The 15,614-nt window shown below is 59.1% G+C and carries 14 protein-coding genes; 6 read left to right on the top strand and 8 right to left on the bottom strand.

Features of this window, described 5'->3' with window-relative positions; genetic code table 11:
• Positions 1-35: 35 nt before the first annotated feature.
• Complete coding sequence (locus ABID12_RS05990) at positions 36-824, bottom strand: SDR family oxidoreductase (RefSeq protein WP_106304970.1); 789 nt, start codon at positions 822-824, stop codon at positions 36-38.
• Positions 825-1,093: 269 nt separating this feature from the next.
• Here ABID12_RS05990 and ABID12_RS05995 point away from each other — a divergent pair, with 269 nt between their 5' ends.
• A complete protein-coding gene (locus ABID12_RS05995; protein WP_354433483.1) occupies positions 1,094-2,752 on the top strand; it encodes an electron transfer flavoprotein-ubiquinone oxidoreductase in 1,659 nt (552 codons plus the stop codon).
• 37 nt (positions 2,753-2,789) lie between these two features.
• Here ABID12_RS05995 and ABID12_RS06000 read toward each other — a convergent pair whose 3' ends face one another.
• Positions 2,790-3,803 (bottom strand): zinc-binding alcohol dehydrogenase family protein, encoded by a 1,014-nt coding sequence (locus tag ABID12_RS06000; RefSeq protein ID WP_354433484.1) that lies wholly within the window; start codon positions 3,801-3,803, stop codon positions 2,790-2,792.
• 110 nt (positions 3,804-3,913) lie between these two features.
• Between ABID12_RS06000 and ABID12_RS06005 the strand changes: the two genes are divergently transcribed.
• A complete protein-coding gene (locus tag ABID12_RS06005) occupies positions 3,914-4,300 on the top strand; it encodes a winged helix-turn-helix transcriptional regulator (RefSeq protein WP_354433485.1) in 387 nt (128 codons plus the stop codon).
• Positions 4,301-4,376: 76 nt separating this feature from the next.
• Positions 4,377-5,282 carry a diacylglycerol/lipid kinase family protein gene (locus tag ABID12_RS06010; protein ID WP_354433486.1) on the top strand — a complete coding sequence of 302 codons (906 nt, stop codon included), beginning with the start codon at positions 4,377-4,379 and terminating at the stop codon, positions 5,280-5,282.
• 5 nt (positions 5,283-5,287) lie between these two features.
• Here the strand turns inward: ABID12_RS06010 and ABID12_RS06015 are convergent, their stop codons facing one another.
• Positions 5,288-6,784, bottom strand: coding sequence for an AMP nucleosidase (locus tag ABID12_RS06015; RefSeq protein WP_319517156.1), 1,497 nt, complete (start codon positions 6,782-6,784; stop codon positions 5,288-5,290).
• A 129-nt stretch (positions 6,785-6,913) separates the two neighbouring features.
• Between ABID12_RS06015 and ABID12_RS06020 the strand changes: the two genes are divergently transcribed.
• A complete protein-coding gene (locus ABID12_RS06020) occupies positions 6,914-7,612 on the top strand; it encodes a glutathione S-transferase N-terminal domain-containing protein (RefSeq protein ID WP_354433487.1) in 699 nt (232 codons plus the stop codon).
• A gap of 273 nt (positions 7,613-7,885) precedes the next feature.
• Here ABID12_RS06020 and ABID12_RS06025 read toward each other — a convergent pair whose 3' ends face one another.
• The 5 genes from ABID12_RS06025 to ABID12_RS06045 all read right to left on the bottom strand — a co-directional run bounded on the left by ABID12_RS06025 (position 7,886) and on the right by ABID12_RS06045 (position 13,189).
• The gene (locus tag ABID12_RS06025) at positions 7,886-8,998 is read right to left on the bottom strand and encodes a pyridoxal phosphate-dependent aminotransferase (RefSeq protein ID WP_354433488.1); all 1,113 of its coding nucleotides are present in this window, start codon (positions 8,996-8,998) and stop codon (positions 7,886-7,888) included.
• A 135-nt stretch (positions 8,999-9,133) separates the two neighbouring features.
• Positions 9,134-9,472, bottom strand: a complete 339-nt coding sequence (locus tag ABID12_RS06030) for a DUF1127 domain-containing protein (RefSeq protein WP_354433489.1) — start codon at positions 9,470-9,472, stop codon at positions 9,134-9,136.
• 84 nt (positions 9,473-9,556) lie between these two features.
• A complete protein-coding gene (locus ABID12_RS06035) occupies positions 9,557-9,700 on the bottom strand; it encodes a DUF1127 domain-containing protein (RefSeq protein WP_106304947.1) in 144 nt (47 codons plus the stop codon).
• Positions 9,701-9,925: 225 nt separating this feature from the next.
• Positions 9,926-10,069: a DUF1127 domain-containing protein gene (locus ABID12_RS06040; RefSeq protein ID WP_081725736.1), complete on the bottom strand. Its 144-nt coding sequence runs from the start codon at positions 10,067-10,069 to the stop codon at positions 9,926-9,928.
• A 537-nt stretch (positions 10,070-10,606) separates the two neighbouring features.
• Complete coding sequence (locus ABID12_RS06045) at positions 10,607-13,189, bottom strand: putative bifunctional diguanylate cyclase/phosphodiesterase (protein WP_354433490.1); 2,583 nt, start codon at positions 13,187-13,189, stop codon at positions 10,607-10,609.
• A 550-nt stretch (positions 13,190-13,739) separates the two neighbouring features.
• On the opposite strand from ABID12_RS06045, the gene mgtE reads away from it, so the two are divergent.
• On the top strand, positions 13,740-15,155 hold the full coding sequence (gene mgtE, locus ABID12_RS06050) for a magnesium transporter (RefSeq protein ID WP_106304941.1): 1,416 nt from the start codon (positions 13,740-13,742) through the stop codon (positions 15,153-15,155).
• Positions 15,156-15,208: 53 nt separating this feature from the next.
• On the top strand, positions 15,209-15,598 hold the full coding sequence (locus tag ABID12_RS06055; protein WP_106304938.1) for a MerR family transcriptional regulator: 390 nt from the start codon (positions 15,209-15,211) through the stop codon (positions 15,596-15,598).
• Positions 15,599-15,614: the final 16 nt, after the last annotated feature.

Consider the following 15,614-nt stretch of genomic DNA (forward strand, 5'->3'; position numbering starts at 1 on the left):
GGGCGACCACCCGGCCGCCCGGCAATAGGTTGATATCAGATGGCGTGGGTTGCGCCGCCATCGCAGCGGATCAGGCTTCCCGTCAGATAGCTTGCCTGCCGCGAGCACAGGAAGGCGGCAACGCTTGCGAATTCCTCCACGCGCCCAAGCCGGCCGGCGGGGATCGTCGCCAGCGAGGCCTGACGCACATCGGTCAGGCTTTTTCCGCTGCGTTCGGCATTGGCATGGTCGAGTTCCTCGATACGGTCGGTGTGAATGCGGCCGGGCAGAAGCAGGTTTGCGGTAATGCCGTCGGCGGCCACTTCACTCGAAAGCGTCTTGTTCCAGCCCACCAGCGCCGAGCGCAGCGTGTTGGAAAGCGCAAGGTTCGGGATCGGCTCGACCACGCCGCCGGAGGCAACGGTTACAATCCGGCCCCAACCCTTTTCCTGCATCTTCGGCACAAGCGCATTGGTGAGCGTGATGATCGGGGCGACCATCGACTGGAAAAAGCGATTGAGTCTTTCAGGGCTCATTTCGGCGACCGTTCCGGGCGTCGGGCCGCCGGAATTGTTGACCAGGATGTCGACGCCGCCAAGCTTTTCATCGGCAGCAGAGATCAGTTTTTCAACGAAGTCCTCCGCGGCAAGATCGGCGATGGTGTAATCGGCTTTCCCGGGTGTCGTGTCGTTGATCACCTTGCAGTTTGCGGCCAGCCGGTCTTCGGTGCGACCGCAAAGAAGCACATGCGCGCCTTCCTTTGCCAGCGCTTCGGCGATGCCTGCGCCGAGGCCGCGCGATGAGGCGAGCACGATCGCTTTCTTGCCGGCAATACCAAAATCCATGAAAAACTCCTTGGCCTGAATCGGCCGATTTCAAAAAAATGAACAGCAGAATTTGGCTTTCACCATAGACGCCAGCCATGTCGTCAATCAATCATTATCGGACGCTTGCGCGGGCGTGCCGCATGCACTGCCTGTGGAAACTCGGTCTGGCCCGCCTATTGCGTGACCCTGTCGGGGCGCTTTTAATTTCACCGCAACCTCTCTAGGAATAACAGGTGGAGTTGTAGGACCCGACGAAATCACGCCGATGCGGCAATGGAAGGAATAACATGGCTGAAGAACTGCCGGAACGCGAAAGCATGGAATTCGATGTGGTGATTGTCGGTGCCGGTCCCTCCGGCCTCGCCGCCGCTATTCGACTGAAACAGCTCAACGAGGATTTGAGTGTCGTCGTCCTGGAGAAGGGGGCCGAGGTTGGCGCCCATATTCTCTCCGGTGCGGTCGTTGATCCGTCCGGCATCGATGCTCTCCTGCCCGGCTGGCGGGAGGAAGAGGGTCACCCCTTCAAGACCAAGGTGAAACGCGACCGCTTCCTGCTTCTCGGTGCTTCCGGTTCGATCACGCTGCCGAATTTCGTCATGCCGCCGCTGATGAACAACCACGGCAATTATGTCGTCTCGCTCGGCAATGTCTGTCGCTGGCTGGCCGAAAAGGCCGAGGCGCTGGGTGTCGAGATCTATCCCGGCTTTGCCGCCGCCGAGGTGCTCTACGATGATGCCGGCGCGGTCATCGGTGTTGCCACCGGCGACATGGGGGTCGAACGCGACGGCACGCCCGGGCCCAATTATACCCGCGGCATGGCGCTTCTCGGCAAATATGTGCTGATCGGCGAGGGCGTGCGCGGTTCGCTCGCCAAGCAGCTGATCGCCAAATTCGGTCTCGATGAGGGCCGTGAGCCGCAGAAATTCGGTATCGGCCTCAAGGAACTCTGGGAAGTCAGTCCCGAGCAGCACAAGCCGGGCCTCGTCCAGCATTCCTTCGGCTGGCCGCTGGATGGTAAAACCGGCGGCGGTTCCTTCCTCTACCATCTGGAGGACAATCAGGTCGCGGTCGGCTTCGTGCTGCATCTGAACTACAGGAACCCCTATCTTTCGCCCTTCGAGGAATTCCAGCGCTTCAAGACCCATCCGGCAATCGCACCGACCTTTGAGGGCGCCAAGCGCGTTTCTTACGGCGCGCGGGCGATTTCGGAAGGCGGCTATCAGTCCGTCCCGAAACTCTGCTTTCCCGGTGGGGCGCTGCTCGGCTGTTCGGCCGGTCTCGTCAATGTTCCGCGCATCAAGGGGTCGCACAACGCCGTGTTCTCCGGCATGCTGGCCGCAGAGAAGGTGGCCGATGCGCTTGCCGCCGGCCGCGCGCACGACGAGATTGCCGAAATCGAAGCGGAATGGCGCAACGGCGCCATCGGCCGCGACCTCAGGAAGGTCCGCAATGTCAAACCGCTGTGGTCGAAGCTCGGCACTCTGGCCGGTATTGCGTTCGGCGGCCTCGATATGTGGACCAATACGCTGTTCGGCTTTTCCTTCTTCGGCACGCTGAGACACGGCAAGACCGATGCCGCTTCGCTGGAACCGGCCGCCGACCACAAGCCGATCGATTATCCCAAGCCCGACGGTGTCCTGACCTTCGACCGTCTGTCCTCCGTGTTCCTGTCCAACACCAATCACGAGGAAGACCAGCCGGTCCACCTCAAGGTCAAGGACATGGCGCTGCAGAAATCGTCCGAATACGAGATCTATGCCGGCCCGTCCGGCCGCTACTGTCCCGCCGGTGTTTACGAATGGGTCGAGGAGGACGGCACGGAGAAATTCGTGATCAACGCCCAGAACTGCGTCCACTGCAAGACCTGCGACATCAAGGACCCGAACCAGAATATCAACTGGGTGCCGCCGCAGGGTGGCGAAGGGCCGGTTTACCCGAACATGTGATGAGGCCCGGCGGGCATCGCGCCCGCCGGCTTTTCACTCAGAAACCATCGAGAACGATCTTTCCGATCGTGCTGCCGCTTTCTATCCGGGCGTGGGCGTTCTTCATCGTCTCCGCCGTCATTCGCCCCAGATTTTCGCTCAGGGTCGTGGTGATCTTTCCGTCATCGACCAGATCTGCGACCGCGTTCAGCAGCCTGTGCTGTTCGATCATGTCCGGCGTCCCGTACAGGGAGCGGGTGAACATCGTTTCCCAGTGAGCCGAAACGGCCTTGAGCTTGAACGGCATGATATCGAACTGTGCCGGGTCGTCGATCAGCGCAAGCCGACCCTGTGGCGCAATCAGCTTTGCGATTTCTCCGGCATGGTGATCGCTGCCATTGGTCGAAAACACGAAACCCGGTGCGCCCGTGCCCAGTGCGGCGATTTCCTCGGACAGAGGATTGCGATGGTTGATGACGTGATGCGCGCCCATCCTGCGAACCCAGTCTTCCGTCTCCGGGCGTGATGCCGTGGCGATCACCTGAAGATCGGTCAGTTGCCGCGCGAGCTGGATCGCAATGGATGCGACACCGCCTGCGCCGCCGATAATGAGGATGGCGTTTGCTGCTCCGGCGACGGGATTTGCCACCTGCAAACGGTCGAACTGCGCCTCATAGGCTGTTATCGCGGTGAGCGGCAGGGCCGCGGCTTCGGCAAAAGACAGGGTCTCGGGCATCTTTCCGACGATGCGTTCGTCGACGGCATGAAATTGTGCATTGGTTCCGGGCCTGTCGATGGCGCCGGCGTAGAAGACGCGGTCGCCGGGGTTGAACAGCGTGACCTTCCTGCCGGTTTCGCGCACGATGCCCGCTGCATCCCAGCCGATGACGGCAGGGCCGCCTTCAGGCGCGGGACGTGATGCACGGATTTTCACGTCGACCGGATTGACGGAGATGGCCTTGATTTCAACGATCAGATCATGATCGCCGGCAACGGGATCAGCGACATCGGTTTCGATCAACGCCTGCGGATCGCTGATCGGCAGGGGATATTCATAGCCTATTGCACGCATCGTCATTTCCTTTCTGCGGATTGAAGGCGATGCGCTCTATTTGTATAAATATCCATCCTCTGCAAGAATGCACAAATTATGTATATAGTATCAAAAAGGATACTGTCCCGATGTCCCTGCCTCGAAAGAAAATGACCGATAATTTTCCCGGCTGCCCGGTCGAGGCCGCGCTTGGATTTCTCGACGGCAAGTGGAAAGGCGTGATCCTGTTTCACCTCATGGGCGGCACGCGACGCTTCAATGAAATGCGGCGTCTGATGCCCAACGTCACGCCGCGCATGCTCACCAAACAGCTTCGCGAGCTGGAGGATTCCGGCCTGATTTCGCGCACCGTTTATCCCGTCGTGCCGCCGCATGTCGATTATGACCTGACCGAACTGGGAAAGACGCTCGAGCCGGTCGTGCGGGCCTTGCACAGCTGGGGGCTTGATCATGTTGTTTGCCGGGACAACAGGATCGAAACCTCGGTCGAGCCTCTTGAAGAGCATAATTTTTAGGGAAATACTTTCCGTGTCGCGGGGAACGTCTTACCTGTCTGAAGCATTGTTGCAGACAATCTGTTGAGGACGAGGCATGCGCCTGAAAGGCATTTTCAACCGCGACGGCGGGACATTCAAAACGACCGATATGGACGCATTTTCGGGTCTTGCCTCCAACATCTTTCGCGATGCCGGGCATGATTTCGACTGCGCGGTCGTGCGCGGCAGCGAGATCGCGGCAACCATCCGGCAGACCGTCGATACGGCGGGATTTGACGGCCTCATCGTCGGCGGAGGCGATGGGTCGATCTCGCTTGCCGCCGGCTGCATGTATGGCACGGACAAGCTTTTGGGCGTGGTGCCGGCGGGAACCATGAACCTGTTTGCCCGCAGCCTCGGCCTGCCGGTCGATATCGGTGACGCGCTGAGAGCGCTGGCCAGCGGCAAGCCGGCGCATGTGGATGTGCCGACGATGAACGGCCGGCCGTTCATCCACCAGTTTTCCTCCGGCCTTCACGCCACCATGATCAGAAATCGCGAAAAGCTCGAATATGATTCACGGCTCGGGAAGATTTCGGCCTCGACGCGCGCCTGGATCGATACGCTGCGCGCCATTCCGGAAATCAGCGTCAGCTATGAATGCGCCGAAGCAAGCGGCGAGGGGGCTTTTGCGCTTGTCGGCGTTGCCAACAACCGGATCCATGGCAGTCCGGCGCTGTTCACCGACCGGCCGCAGGGCGGCAAGCTCGTGCTTTATCTGCTGAAGGCCGGAGAATTCGACTCGGTTCTGGGCTTTGCGCTCGACTATCTCGGCGGGCAGATCGAGAACAATGAAAACGTTCGCGTGATCGAGACGGAAAAGCTGACGCTGGATTTCCACACCGCGGACATCGCCCAGTCCTTCGATGGCGATCCCATCGACGAAGTGCGCCATGCCGTTCTCGAGCAGCACCCGCGTTCGCTGCCCGTGATTGTCCCCGCCGACAGCCGGCTGGAGTAGCGGCCTTACTGGAAGGCCGTCTCGTAAAAGCTTCTGAGCTTGCGTGAATGCAGCCTTTCCGGGGGCATGGCGGCCAGTTTCTGCACTGCCTTGATGCCGATGCTGAGATGCTGGCGCACCTGCGTGGTGTAAAAGGCCGTCGCCATGCCGGGTAGCTTCAGTTCGCCGTGAAGCGGCCGGTCGGAAACGCAGAGCAGCGTTCCGTAGGGCACCCGGAAGCGGAAGCCGTTGGCGGCAATTGTCGCCGATTCCATATCCAGCCCGATGGCCCGCGACTGCGACAGGCGCTTGACCGGCCCGCTCTGGTGGGAAAGCTCCCAGTTGCGGTTGTCGATGGTGGCCACGGTGCCGGTGCGCATCACCCGCTTCAACTCGTAACCCTCAAGGCCGGTCACCTCGGCAACGGCCGATTCGAGCGCCTGCTGCACTTCCGCCAGTGCCGGGATCGGGACCCATACCGGCAGGTCATTGTCGAGAACATGATCCTCGCGCACATAGGCATGGGCGAGCACATAATCGCCGAGCTTCTGGCTGTTGCGCAGGCCGGCGCAGTGACCGAGCATCAGCCAGGCATGAGGACGCAGAACGGCAATGTGGTCGGTAATCGTCTTGGCGTTGGAAGGGCCGACGCCGATATTGACCATGGAGATGCCGGAATTGTCGGCGCGCTTGAGGTGGTAGGCCGGCATTTGCGGCATGCGCACGCCGGTATGCCCGCCTTCCGGCTCCACCTCGCCGGGAAGCGTGATATTGTTGCCCGGCTCCACGAACGCGCTGTAGCCTTCGCCGCCCTTGGCCATGACCTCGCGGGCATAGGCGCAGAACTCATCGATATAGAACTGGTAGTTGGTAAACAGCACGAAGTTCTGGAAATGCGCCGAGCTTGTTGCCGTATAATGGCTGAGGCGCGCCAGCGAATAATCGATGCGCTGGGCGGTAAACGGCGCCAGCGGCTGCGGCTTGCCCGGCTCCGGCTCGTATTCGCCATTGGCAATCTGGTCGTCAGTGGTGTTGAGGTCGGGCGTGTCGAAGATGTCGCGCAGCGGCACATCGGCAAGGGCGGCCAGATCGGCCTCGACATGGGTGTTTTCACCGAAGGCGAAATGCAGCGGAATGGGGGTCTCGGATTCTTCGACCACCACCGGAACGCCGTGATTCTTGATCAGCAGGCCGAGCTGTTCGATCAGATAATCCTCGAACAACACCGGATGGCTGATGGTCGTGGCATATGTGCCCGGCGTTGCCACATGGCCGAAGGAGAGGCGCGAATCGGTCAACCCGTAACTGCCGGTCTCTATCCTGACCTGCGGATAGCAGGCGCGGTAACGCCCCCTGATCGGCGCGCCGCCGGCAAGTTCGATGAAGGCGTCGATGATAAAGCGGGTATTGCGCTTGTAGAGCACCTGAAGCGCTTTCACGGCCGCGCTCGGATCGGTGAAGCTCTGCGGTTCCGCCGGGTCGGGGGCAATGATGTTTGCGGTCAAAGATTCGTTATCGTGCATGGCGACCCTCGTTGAGACAGGTTACGGTCAAAACCGCAGCACGGCAGGTTCGCGCCTGCCTTTTTTGCGCTGAGATTCGATCTATATCGAACACAACAGTGTTTTGCGACACGAAGAGGATGAATTTTCATGACCGCACCGATCGAACTTTTTTACTGGCCGACCCCCAACGGCTACAAGATCACGATTTATCTGGAAGAGGCGGGCGTTCCCTATAACGTCAATTATGTGAATATCGGCAAGGGCGACCAGTTCAAGCCGGAGTTTCTGAAGATTTCACCCAACAACCGGATGCCGGCGATCATCGATCCCGAAGGCCCCGGCGGCGAACCGGTCTCGGTGTTCGAATCCGGCGCGATCCTTCAATATCTCGGTCGCAAATTCAAAAAATTCTACCCCGAGACCGAGCGCGCGCGCATCGCCGTGGAGGAATGGCTGTTCTGGCAGGTCGGCGGTCTCGGGCCGATGGCGGGCCAGGCCCATCACTTCCGCAATTACGCACCCGAAAAGATCGCCTACGGCATCGACCGCTACACCAACGAAGTCAACCGGCTCTACGGCGTGATGGACAAGCGGCTTGGCGAAGTCGACTATCTCGGCGGCGATTATTCGATCGCCGACATGGCATCGGTCGGCTGGGTCAAGTCATACGAAGCGCAGGGGCAGAACCTCGACGATTTCCCGAACCTGAAGCGCTGGTTCGAGGCGGTTACGGCCCGCCCCGCGGTCAAGGCCGGGCTTGCCGTCGGTCAGGAGGAGCGCGAGAAGATGAACCTTGCCTCCGACAAGGATGCCCAGTCGGTGCTTTTCGGCCAGAAGGCGCGCTGAGGGCGTCGGTTTGTCAACGATGGTTGCTTCATCCTCTTTCGTCATGCTCGGGCTTGTCCCGAGCATCTAAACACGCATCAATGCGACAAGCGTGTCGAATGAAAATCTGTTTAAATACAACATACTACGAAACGCCAATGCCGCTCGCGCGGAACTGTGATTAGATCCTCGGGTCAAGCCCGAGGATGACGTCTGTATAAAAAGGATAGGCTTGTCAGCAGTCTGAGGCGCGCTGAGCCCCCGCCATCCCTGGCAATATTTCAGGCGCTTGCCTCAGCCGAGCGCCTGAAGCACAGCCGGCAGTTCCTGAGCAAACAGCTCCATGTCCTCGTTCGGCCCTGTCGAAACGCGGATGCAGCGATCGAGCGGGGCCACGCCGGGCATGCGGATGAACACGCCGCGTGCGCCGAGCGCATCGACGATGGCGCGCGAATAGGCGCCGTCACGACCGCAGTCGATGGCCACGAAATTGGTTGCCGAGGGTAGCGGTTCCAGCCCGTTTTCACGCGCGATCCGGGCGATTTCGTCACGCGACTCGCGAATACGCCCGACAACGCTCTGCAGATAGGCCTGATCGGCAAGGGCGGCTTCGGCGGCAACCAGCGTCAGACGCGGCATTCCGAAGTGATTGCGGATCTTGTTGAAGGCGGCAATCGTGTCCGCCGCGCCGATGATATAACCGGCGCGGGCGCCTGCCAGCCCGTAAGCCTTTGAGAAGGTGCGGAAGCGCAGAATGTTCGGGCGCTCGAGAAAACGATCAATGCCCGGAAAGGCTTCCGCCGGGCCGCATTCACAATAGGCCTCGTCCAGCACCATCATGCAGGTTTCCGGCAGTTCCTCGACGAAACGGACCACAGCATCCTCATGCCAGAAACTGCCCATCGGATTGTCGGGATTGGCAAAGTAGACCATGGTCGCGTCATGTTCTTTGACGGCGGCCAGCAGCGCGTCGAGGTCTTCCCGGTCGTTTTTGTAGGGAACGCTGACCCGCTCTCCGCCGAAGCCGTCGACATGATAGTTGAAGGTCGGATAGGCGCCGAGCGAGGTCACAACCTTGGTGCCCGGAGAGACGACCAGCCTGACGGCCATGCCCAGAAGCCCGTCCACGCCTTCGCCGATCATCAGGTTTTCCGGCTCGCAGCTATGATGCTTCGCCAGTGCCTGACGCAGCGAGAGGTGTTCGGAATCGGAATATTTCCAGATGTCGCCGGCGGCCTCCTGGATGGCGGCAAGCACGGAAGGCGCGGGGCCGAAGCCGCTCTCATTCGCGCCGATACGGGCGATGACGGGATAATTGCGGGTGCGCTCAAGTGCTTCCGGTCCGACAAAGGGGACGGTGGAGGGCAGCTCTTTGATCAGGGCGGTGAAGCGCGGGAATTCGGCCATGCTATGCGTTCCGGTTCATTTGAAAAGGCGCCTCAACATAGTCGCTGCACTCCGGAAGGCAAGATGCGGACTGGCGGCGCCAAACGCAAAACGGCGCCCTGAGGCGCCGTTTCGAAACTGTCATTCCAGCTGATTTCAGCGAAATGCGCGCGATGCGACACGATCGATGTCGCTCGGCAGCAGGCCGATATCCTTGAGTTCGGCTGCAGTCAGGTTGCGCAGCTGTGCGCGGGTGCGACGGTAGCTGAACCATTTCATGGTGAAGTGGAAGGGATGCATGGGTGTTTCCTCGAATTTTCCGGCAGCGTTTGTGCTGCATTGATTTTGAGCGGAAAATACAATGGAACCCGCTGAAGGTCTTGTGCGGTTTTTATGCAACTGCCATGCATTTGTGCAATAGGTTGCATATTTTTCGGCCTCATTGACCGTGATGGACAGTTTTGAGGCATCCATACTTGATGAATTCAAGTTCATACAAGGCCGGTCGTGTCGCAAACCAAAAAAAGCCCCGCGCCGGGATGCGGCGTGGGGCTTTGGCAAATCGCGTTTTAATATCGCTTAGAATGCGGCCTTGCGGGCAACGCGGCGGATGTCTTCGCGGTTGATGCCGAGGTCGGACAGTTCGCGTGCATTCATGCGACCGAGTTCGGAAACGGTCTGACGATACTTGATCCAGTTATTGAACGAACGAGCCATGCTCATGATTTTCTCTCCTCTTTTCTGTGGCGCTTTAGTTTTCCTGCGCCTCAATCTCTGATGACTTGGATATAGTTCATTCGGTGCGAGGCAGTCAGTGGGTTTGCGGTAAAGCCGCTATGCAGCGCGTGCATGGCGCTGAAAGCGCCGGATTGCTGGCCTTCTGGCACAAAAAAAAGCCCCGCGCCGGGGTTCGGCGTGGGGCTTTTGCAGATCGCGTTTTAAAGGCGCTTAGAATGCGGCCTTGCGAGCAACGCGGCGAATGTCATCGCGGTTGATGCCGAGGTCGGACAGTTCGCGTGCATTCATGCGACCGAGTTCGGAAACGGTCTGACGATACTTGATCCAGTTGTTGAACGAACGAGCCATGCTCATGATCTTCTCTCCTCTTTTCTTTGGCGCTTTAGTTTTCCTGCGCCTCAATCTCTGATGACTTGGATATAGTTCATTCGGTTCGAGGCAGTCAGTGGGGTTACGGTAAAGCCGCCATGCATGCAGCGCATGACGTTTCAGAGCCTGGCCGGATGCGACCGCAAAGGGATTGGTTTTGTCCGTGCGTAGAGGTGAAGAAAGTGAAAGGCAGCTTTTGAAGAGCGCAAAAAAATAACGCTCACCGGGGGAGGAGGATCCGGTGAGCGTCATTTGCGTTGGTCGACGACTGGGAGGAGGAGCGCCGTCAACCCATCGAAGCGCGCTGGGAGGAGGAGGAGTGCGCGGCTTCGAATTTCCACCCGGAGACCGGGCCAAGTGATCTAACGTTCATCAAATCGTTTTGATTTCGGCTCAATCACTGTGTTGATCTCTTTATACGTTTTTTCTTGTGATATGTGCAGTGCCATCTCGGCATAGAAGGTATGCGCATCGTGCATGTCGCCGGATGCAGACACGGCAGGCTGGAAATTCCAGTGCCATTTATGCCGGGCTGCTGCGGGCGCGCAGAAACGCGATGAGTTGATCTTCATCCATCGGCCGCGAGAAATAATAGCCCTGTTGCAGAACGCAGCCCAGCGCTTTCAGCTTCTCGGCATGGGCCTGCGATGTCACGCCTTCGCAGATGACTTCGATGCCGAAGGACCTGGCGATGCGGGCAATCGTTTCGACAATCAGCAGGCTTTCCTCTGAATCGATGATCGGCGCCACGAGCTGTCCGGCAATCTTGAGCCGGTCCGGTCGGACCCGGGTCAGTCCGACGAGAGAGGCGTATCCAGAACCGAAATCGTCAAGATCGATGCCGATGCCAAGCTTTCTGATGGCGTTGACCGTCTTGATCAATTCGGAATCGGGGCTGTCGAAAGGGATGGATTCCAGCAGTTCGAAATTTACGACGCCTGCCGGCAGGCCGAGGGCGGAGAGCTGATCGAGGAGTTGCGGATCGCGCAGGCGCTGGGCGGAAATATTGACGGATATGCCGGATAGCGGCATGCCGTCCGCCGCGCAGCGCTCCATTGTCGAAAGCGCCCTTCGGAAGACGGTATCGTCAATTTCATGCAGCAGGCCGAGCTGCTCGGCCACGCCGAGGAAGATTTTCGGTTCCTGCAGGCCGCGGCGCGGATGTTGCCAGCGGGCCAGCGCCTCGACCCCCGCAATCGTCGATGTTTCGACATCGAAGATCGGCTGGTAGTGGGCGGTGATTTCTCCTGCCTCGACGGCTTCCTGAATTTCATCGACAAGACGTTTGTGTGAAAATGTCTTGTCCATCAGATTGCTGGTATAGTTGACCGTGCGCCCGCGTCCGCGGTTCTTCGCCTCGTAGAGGGCAAGATCGGCCTTGATCAGCAGATCGGAAGCGGAATCCCTTGAATCCTGCGCTGTCGCGATGCCGAGGCTGACGCCGAGCCTGCACATGCGTCCGGCGATATGCACCGGCTTCGAAAACGCAGCTTCAACCGCTGCGGCAAAGCTCTCCGCATCGCTGTCGGCGGGCATCAGGGCAACGAATTCATCGCCGCCCGTTCTGGCCAGAAAGTCGTTCGGGCCGAGATTTTTCGTGAAGATATCGGCGGCATAGCGCAGAACATCGTCGCCGAAGAAATGGCCCATCGTATCGTTGATGGTCTTGAAGCCATCGAGGTCGATAAGCACAATCCGCATGCCTTCCGGCAGTGCATCGCCGGTTTGCGCGGCCTCCAGGCGTTTTTCGAAATGGCGCCGGTTGGGAATGCCCGTCAGCGTGTCCTGAAGCGCGATCTGCTCCATCCGCGCGCGAGCGTCCTCAAGCGCAACATTCTGGGCTTCGGCCCGCACCTTGGCCTCGCTCAATGCTTCCTGAAGAACCTTGTCGGCCGAAACGTCCCAGTTGACGCCAACGATTTTGCGGCGGCCGTCGGCGCTGCGATAGGCGTTTCCGGCCGAGCGAATGGTCTTTTCCTGGCCGTCGGCGTCGATGATCCGGTATTCGCTGCGGAAACCATTGTTCTTTTTGATGGCTTCCCAGCTGAAGCGTCTGAAACGTGTGCGATCTTCGGGATGCAGCCACGCGCGCCAGCTTTCGAAGCTCTGTATGTTGCTTTGCCCCTCGATACCGTAGATTCTCAGGATCTGGTCGTCCCAGATCTGCTCGCCGGTCTCCATATCATGTTCCCACAGGCCGATATTGGAGGCGTTGAGCGCAACATCGAGATGGAGAGAGAGGTTTTCCACCTCCATCATGCTGCGGCGAATATTGATATTGTCGCGCAGGCGCGCCCTGAGCAGCATCAGCAAGGCCGCCAGGGGTGCTACGAAAACCAGCAGCAAAAGGCCGACGGCGAGGCGGAATGCCAGAATCCAGTCAAACGGACCTTCGGAAAGTGCACGCGGCGAGACGCTGACGGTCCATCGGGCATTGGCGATGTTTATGTTCTGGCGGGCGGCGTTTTCCAGTGGCATATCATCGCCGACAGAGGCAATTTCGGTCGGGTCGGGGGCAATGGCGGTCTGCACGCTCAACTGTGTCGTTGCTTCCAGTTCAAGCAGGCCAATGGCTTCGAGGATCGCCTCGAAACCGACGACAAGTTCGAGATTGCCGTTGGCGGAAGCGTAGCGATAGACCAGAACCCGCTCGCCGTTTTGCAGCGTGTAGGGGCCGAAAATCTTGCGCCCGTCGGCGTCTTCGGAGGGAACCGGCAGGGCCAGCATGGCATCGGACATTGCCTGAGGCACAACGATGCTAGCGCCGTCATCGCGCAGAATAACAGCCTTTGTCCACGGTGCACTTGCCAGATACGTGCTCACGGATGTGCGGTAGATATCGGGATTGCCGTCGTCGAAGGTCGAGATCAGCGCGCGGCCGACATTGTCCGTCATCTGCAAAATCGTCTTCAGGGCCTTGGCAAAGCCTTCCGCCCGTGCTTCGGCCTGTTGCTGACGTTCCTGGCGGATTGCATCGTGAATAAACAGGCTGCCGAATACCGTTGCCGCCGCCAGAGACCCGAAGAACAGGACGGTCAGAACGGCAAAAAGCCGGATCGTTGAGCGCCGATCGCGCGGTATTCCGCCTTTTTTCAACGTCGCCATGGCGGAATCCGCAGAAATGTGCCGATTCGCGATTGCATCGCATGCTCCCCTGTTGCCTGCGTTCTGCCCGCTTGCCTTTTGATTTGCCGACGGCGCCGGGCTCTGAATGATCACGGGTTTCGCACCTTACCCGCTTTGTCTGCCAGTTTATCTGTTTTTCGCACGGCAGACGATGCACGACAGCAAGGAAGGGCTCCCGCCATGTCGATGCACTCTGATAGGAGCCGTTCCGTCGATAGTCAAACGGCATTCCGGCGACGGGCAGGAACCTTCGACCGCCGATCGGTCCAGATCCTGCAGAATAGTCTCGGCCAGCAGCAATGGGAGAGCTGTTCCGCGCGCGCTTCCGCATCAAGCCGGGGCGGGGCCCGTGCCTTTTCGGCCGTTTCGCCCGATAGTGCTGTCTGTTCATTCCGCCAGACCTGTTACATCTGCGTAGTAAGAAAAGGTTATGCCGGAGCGATTTCATTTCCGGGTGAAACCCATTAAGAGGTGAGCGCGGCTGGAACCGCGCGGTGAGGGCAGCGTTGCTGACAGAAAGGTTTCCAAAATGAGCCATCTGGATGAAGAATTGCCGGGTCAGTCGGAAGCGCGCGAACAGGTGCGTGATATCTATAACGAGGAAGGTGCGGTCAGCGCCGAATTTCTGGCCGGTGTCCAGCAGGCGATTGCCGAAGCGGATACCGAGTTTCTGCACGAGCAGGTCGCAAGCCTTCATGAATCCGAACTTGGCGACGTCATCGAGGCGCTCGATTACGAAAGCCGCCCGGAGCTGGTGCGCCTTCTCGGCGCCGAATTCGACCTGACGGCGCTTACCGAGGTGGACGAGGCGATCCGCCTCAACATCATTGAATCGCTGCCCAGCGAACAGCTCGTCAGTGCGCTGAGTGCGCTCGATTCGGATGATGCGGTCTATATTCTGGAAGACCTTGCCGATCAGGAACGCGAGGATATCCTCGCCAGACTGCCGTTTACCGAGCGTATACGGCTGATCCGGTCTCTGGATTATCCCGAAAGCTCCGCCGGCCGGCGCATGCAGACGGAATTCGTGGCGGTTCCGCCGTTCTGGACGGTGGGACAGACCATCGACTACATGCGCGAGGACGACGACCTGCCTGATTCCTTCTCGCAGATATTTGTGGTGGATCCGACGTTCCGCCTGCTCGGCGCGGTCGATCTCGACAGCATTTTGCGCACCAAGCGGCAGGTCAAGATCGAAACGATCATGCGCGAGACCAACCATCCGATCGACGCCGAGCTCGATCAGGAGGAGGCCGCGCAGGTGTTTGAACAGTACGACCTGCTTTCCGCGGCCGTCGTCGACAATAACAACCGGCTCGTTGGTGTCTTGACCATTGATGACGTGGTCGACGTCATTCACGAGGAAGCGGACGAAGATATCAAACGTCTTGGTGGTGTTGGTGACGAAGAACTGTCCGATAATATCGTGCGTGCGGTGCGATCGCGCTTCGGCTGGCTGCTGATCAATATGGGCACGGCGTTTCTTTCGGCCAGCGTCATTGGCCTGTTCGACGAATCAATCGGCAAAATGATCGCGCTGGCGGTGCTGATGCCGGTGGTGGCCTCCATGGGCGGCAATGCCGGGACCCAGACGATGACGGTGACGGTGCGCGCGCTCGCCACCCGCGACCTCGATATCTACAACGCTGCACGCATTATTCGCAGGGAAGCCGGCGTCGGGTTGTTTAACGGGCTTGCTTTTGCACTACTAATTGCGTTAGTCGCTGGTTACTGGTTTGATAACCCACAACTTGGCGGCGTTGTTGCCGCTGCCATGATTATTAACATGTTTGCTGCTGCAATGGCCGGAATTCTGATCCCTCTTCTTCTCGACCGGGCGGGCGCCGATCCCGCCATCTCCTCGTCCGTGTTTGTGACTACAACCACAGATGTTATTGGCTTTTTCTCGTTCTTGGGAATTGCGACCTGGTGGTTTAACATTTAATTTCGGAACGTTTACTAAATTAGTCACTTGATCATCGACGGTGGGGGTTCGTTTTGCAAAGACGATTTTACTCGATAACCGAACTGACACGCGAATTCGGAGTATCGACGCGCACGCTGCGGTTCTACGAGGATGAAGGCCTGCTGCAGCCCGAACGCCGTGGACGGACACGCCTGTACAGCGAAAATGAACGGCTGCTGATCAAGGAGATACTCCGCAGCCGCCGTATCGGACTGACGCTGGCGGAAATCCGGAATATCCTCACGCTGTTCCATCGTCCGCCGACGGAGATGGATCAACTCAAGCAGACCATGGACGAGATCAAGTCCCGGCGCGAGGATTTGCGCCAGAAACGCCGTGATATCGATGAGATGATGACCGAACTTGATAACGCCGAGGAAACCTGCCTTGCGCGTCTCGCCGAAATCGGCGTCGGTACCTGAGCCCGCTCTGCTCGCT

The sequence above is a fragment of the Martelella mangrovi genome (assembly GCF_040545495.1).
Lineage (GTDB): Bacteria > Pseudomonadota > Alphaproteobacteria > Rhizobiales > Rhizobiaceae > Martelella > Martelella mangrovi.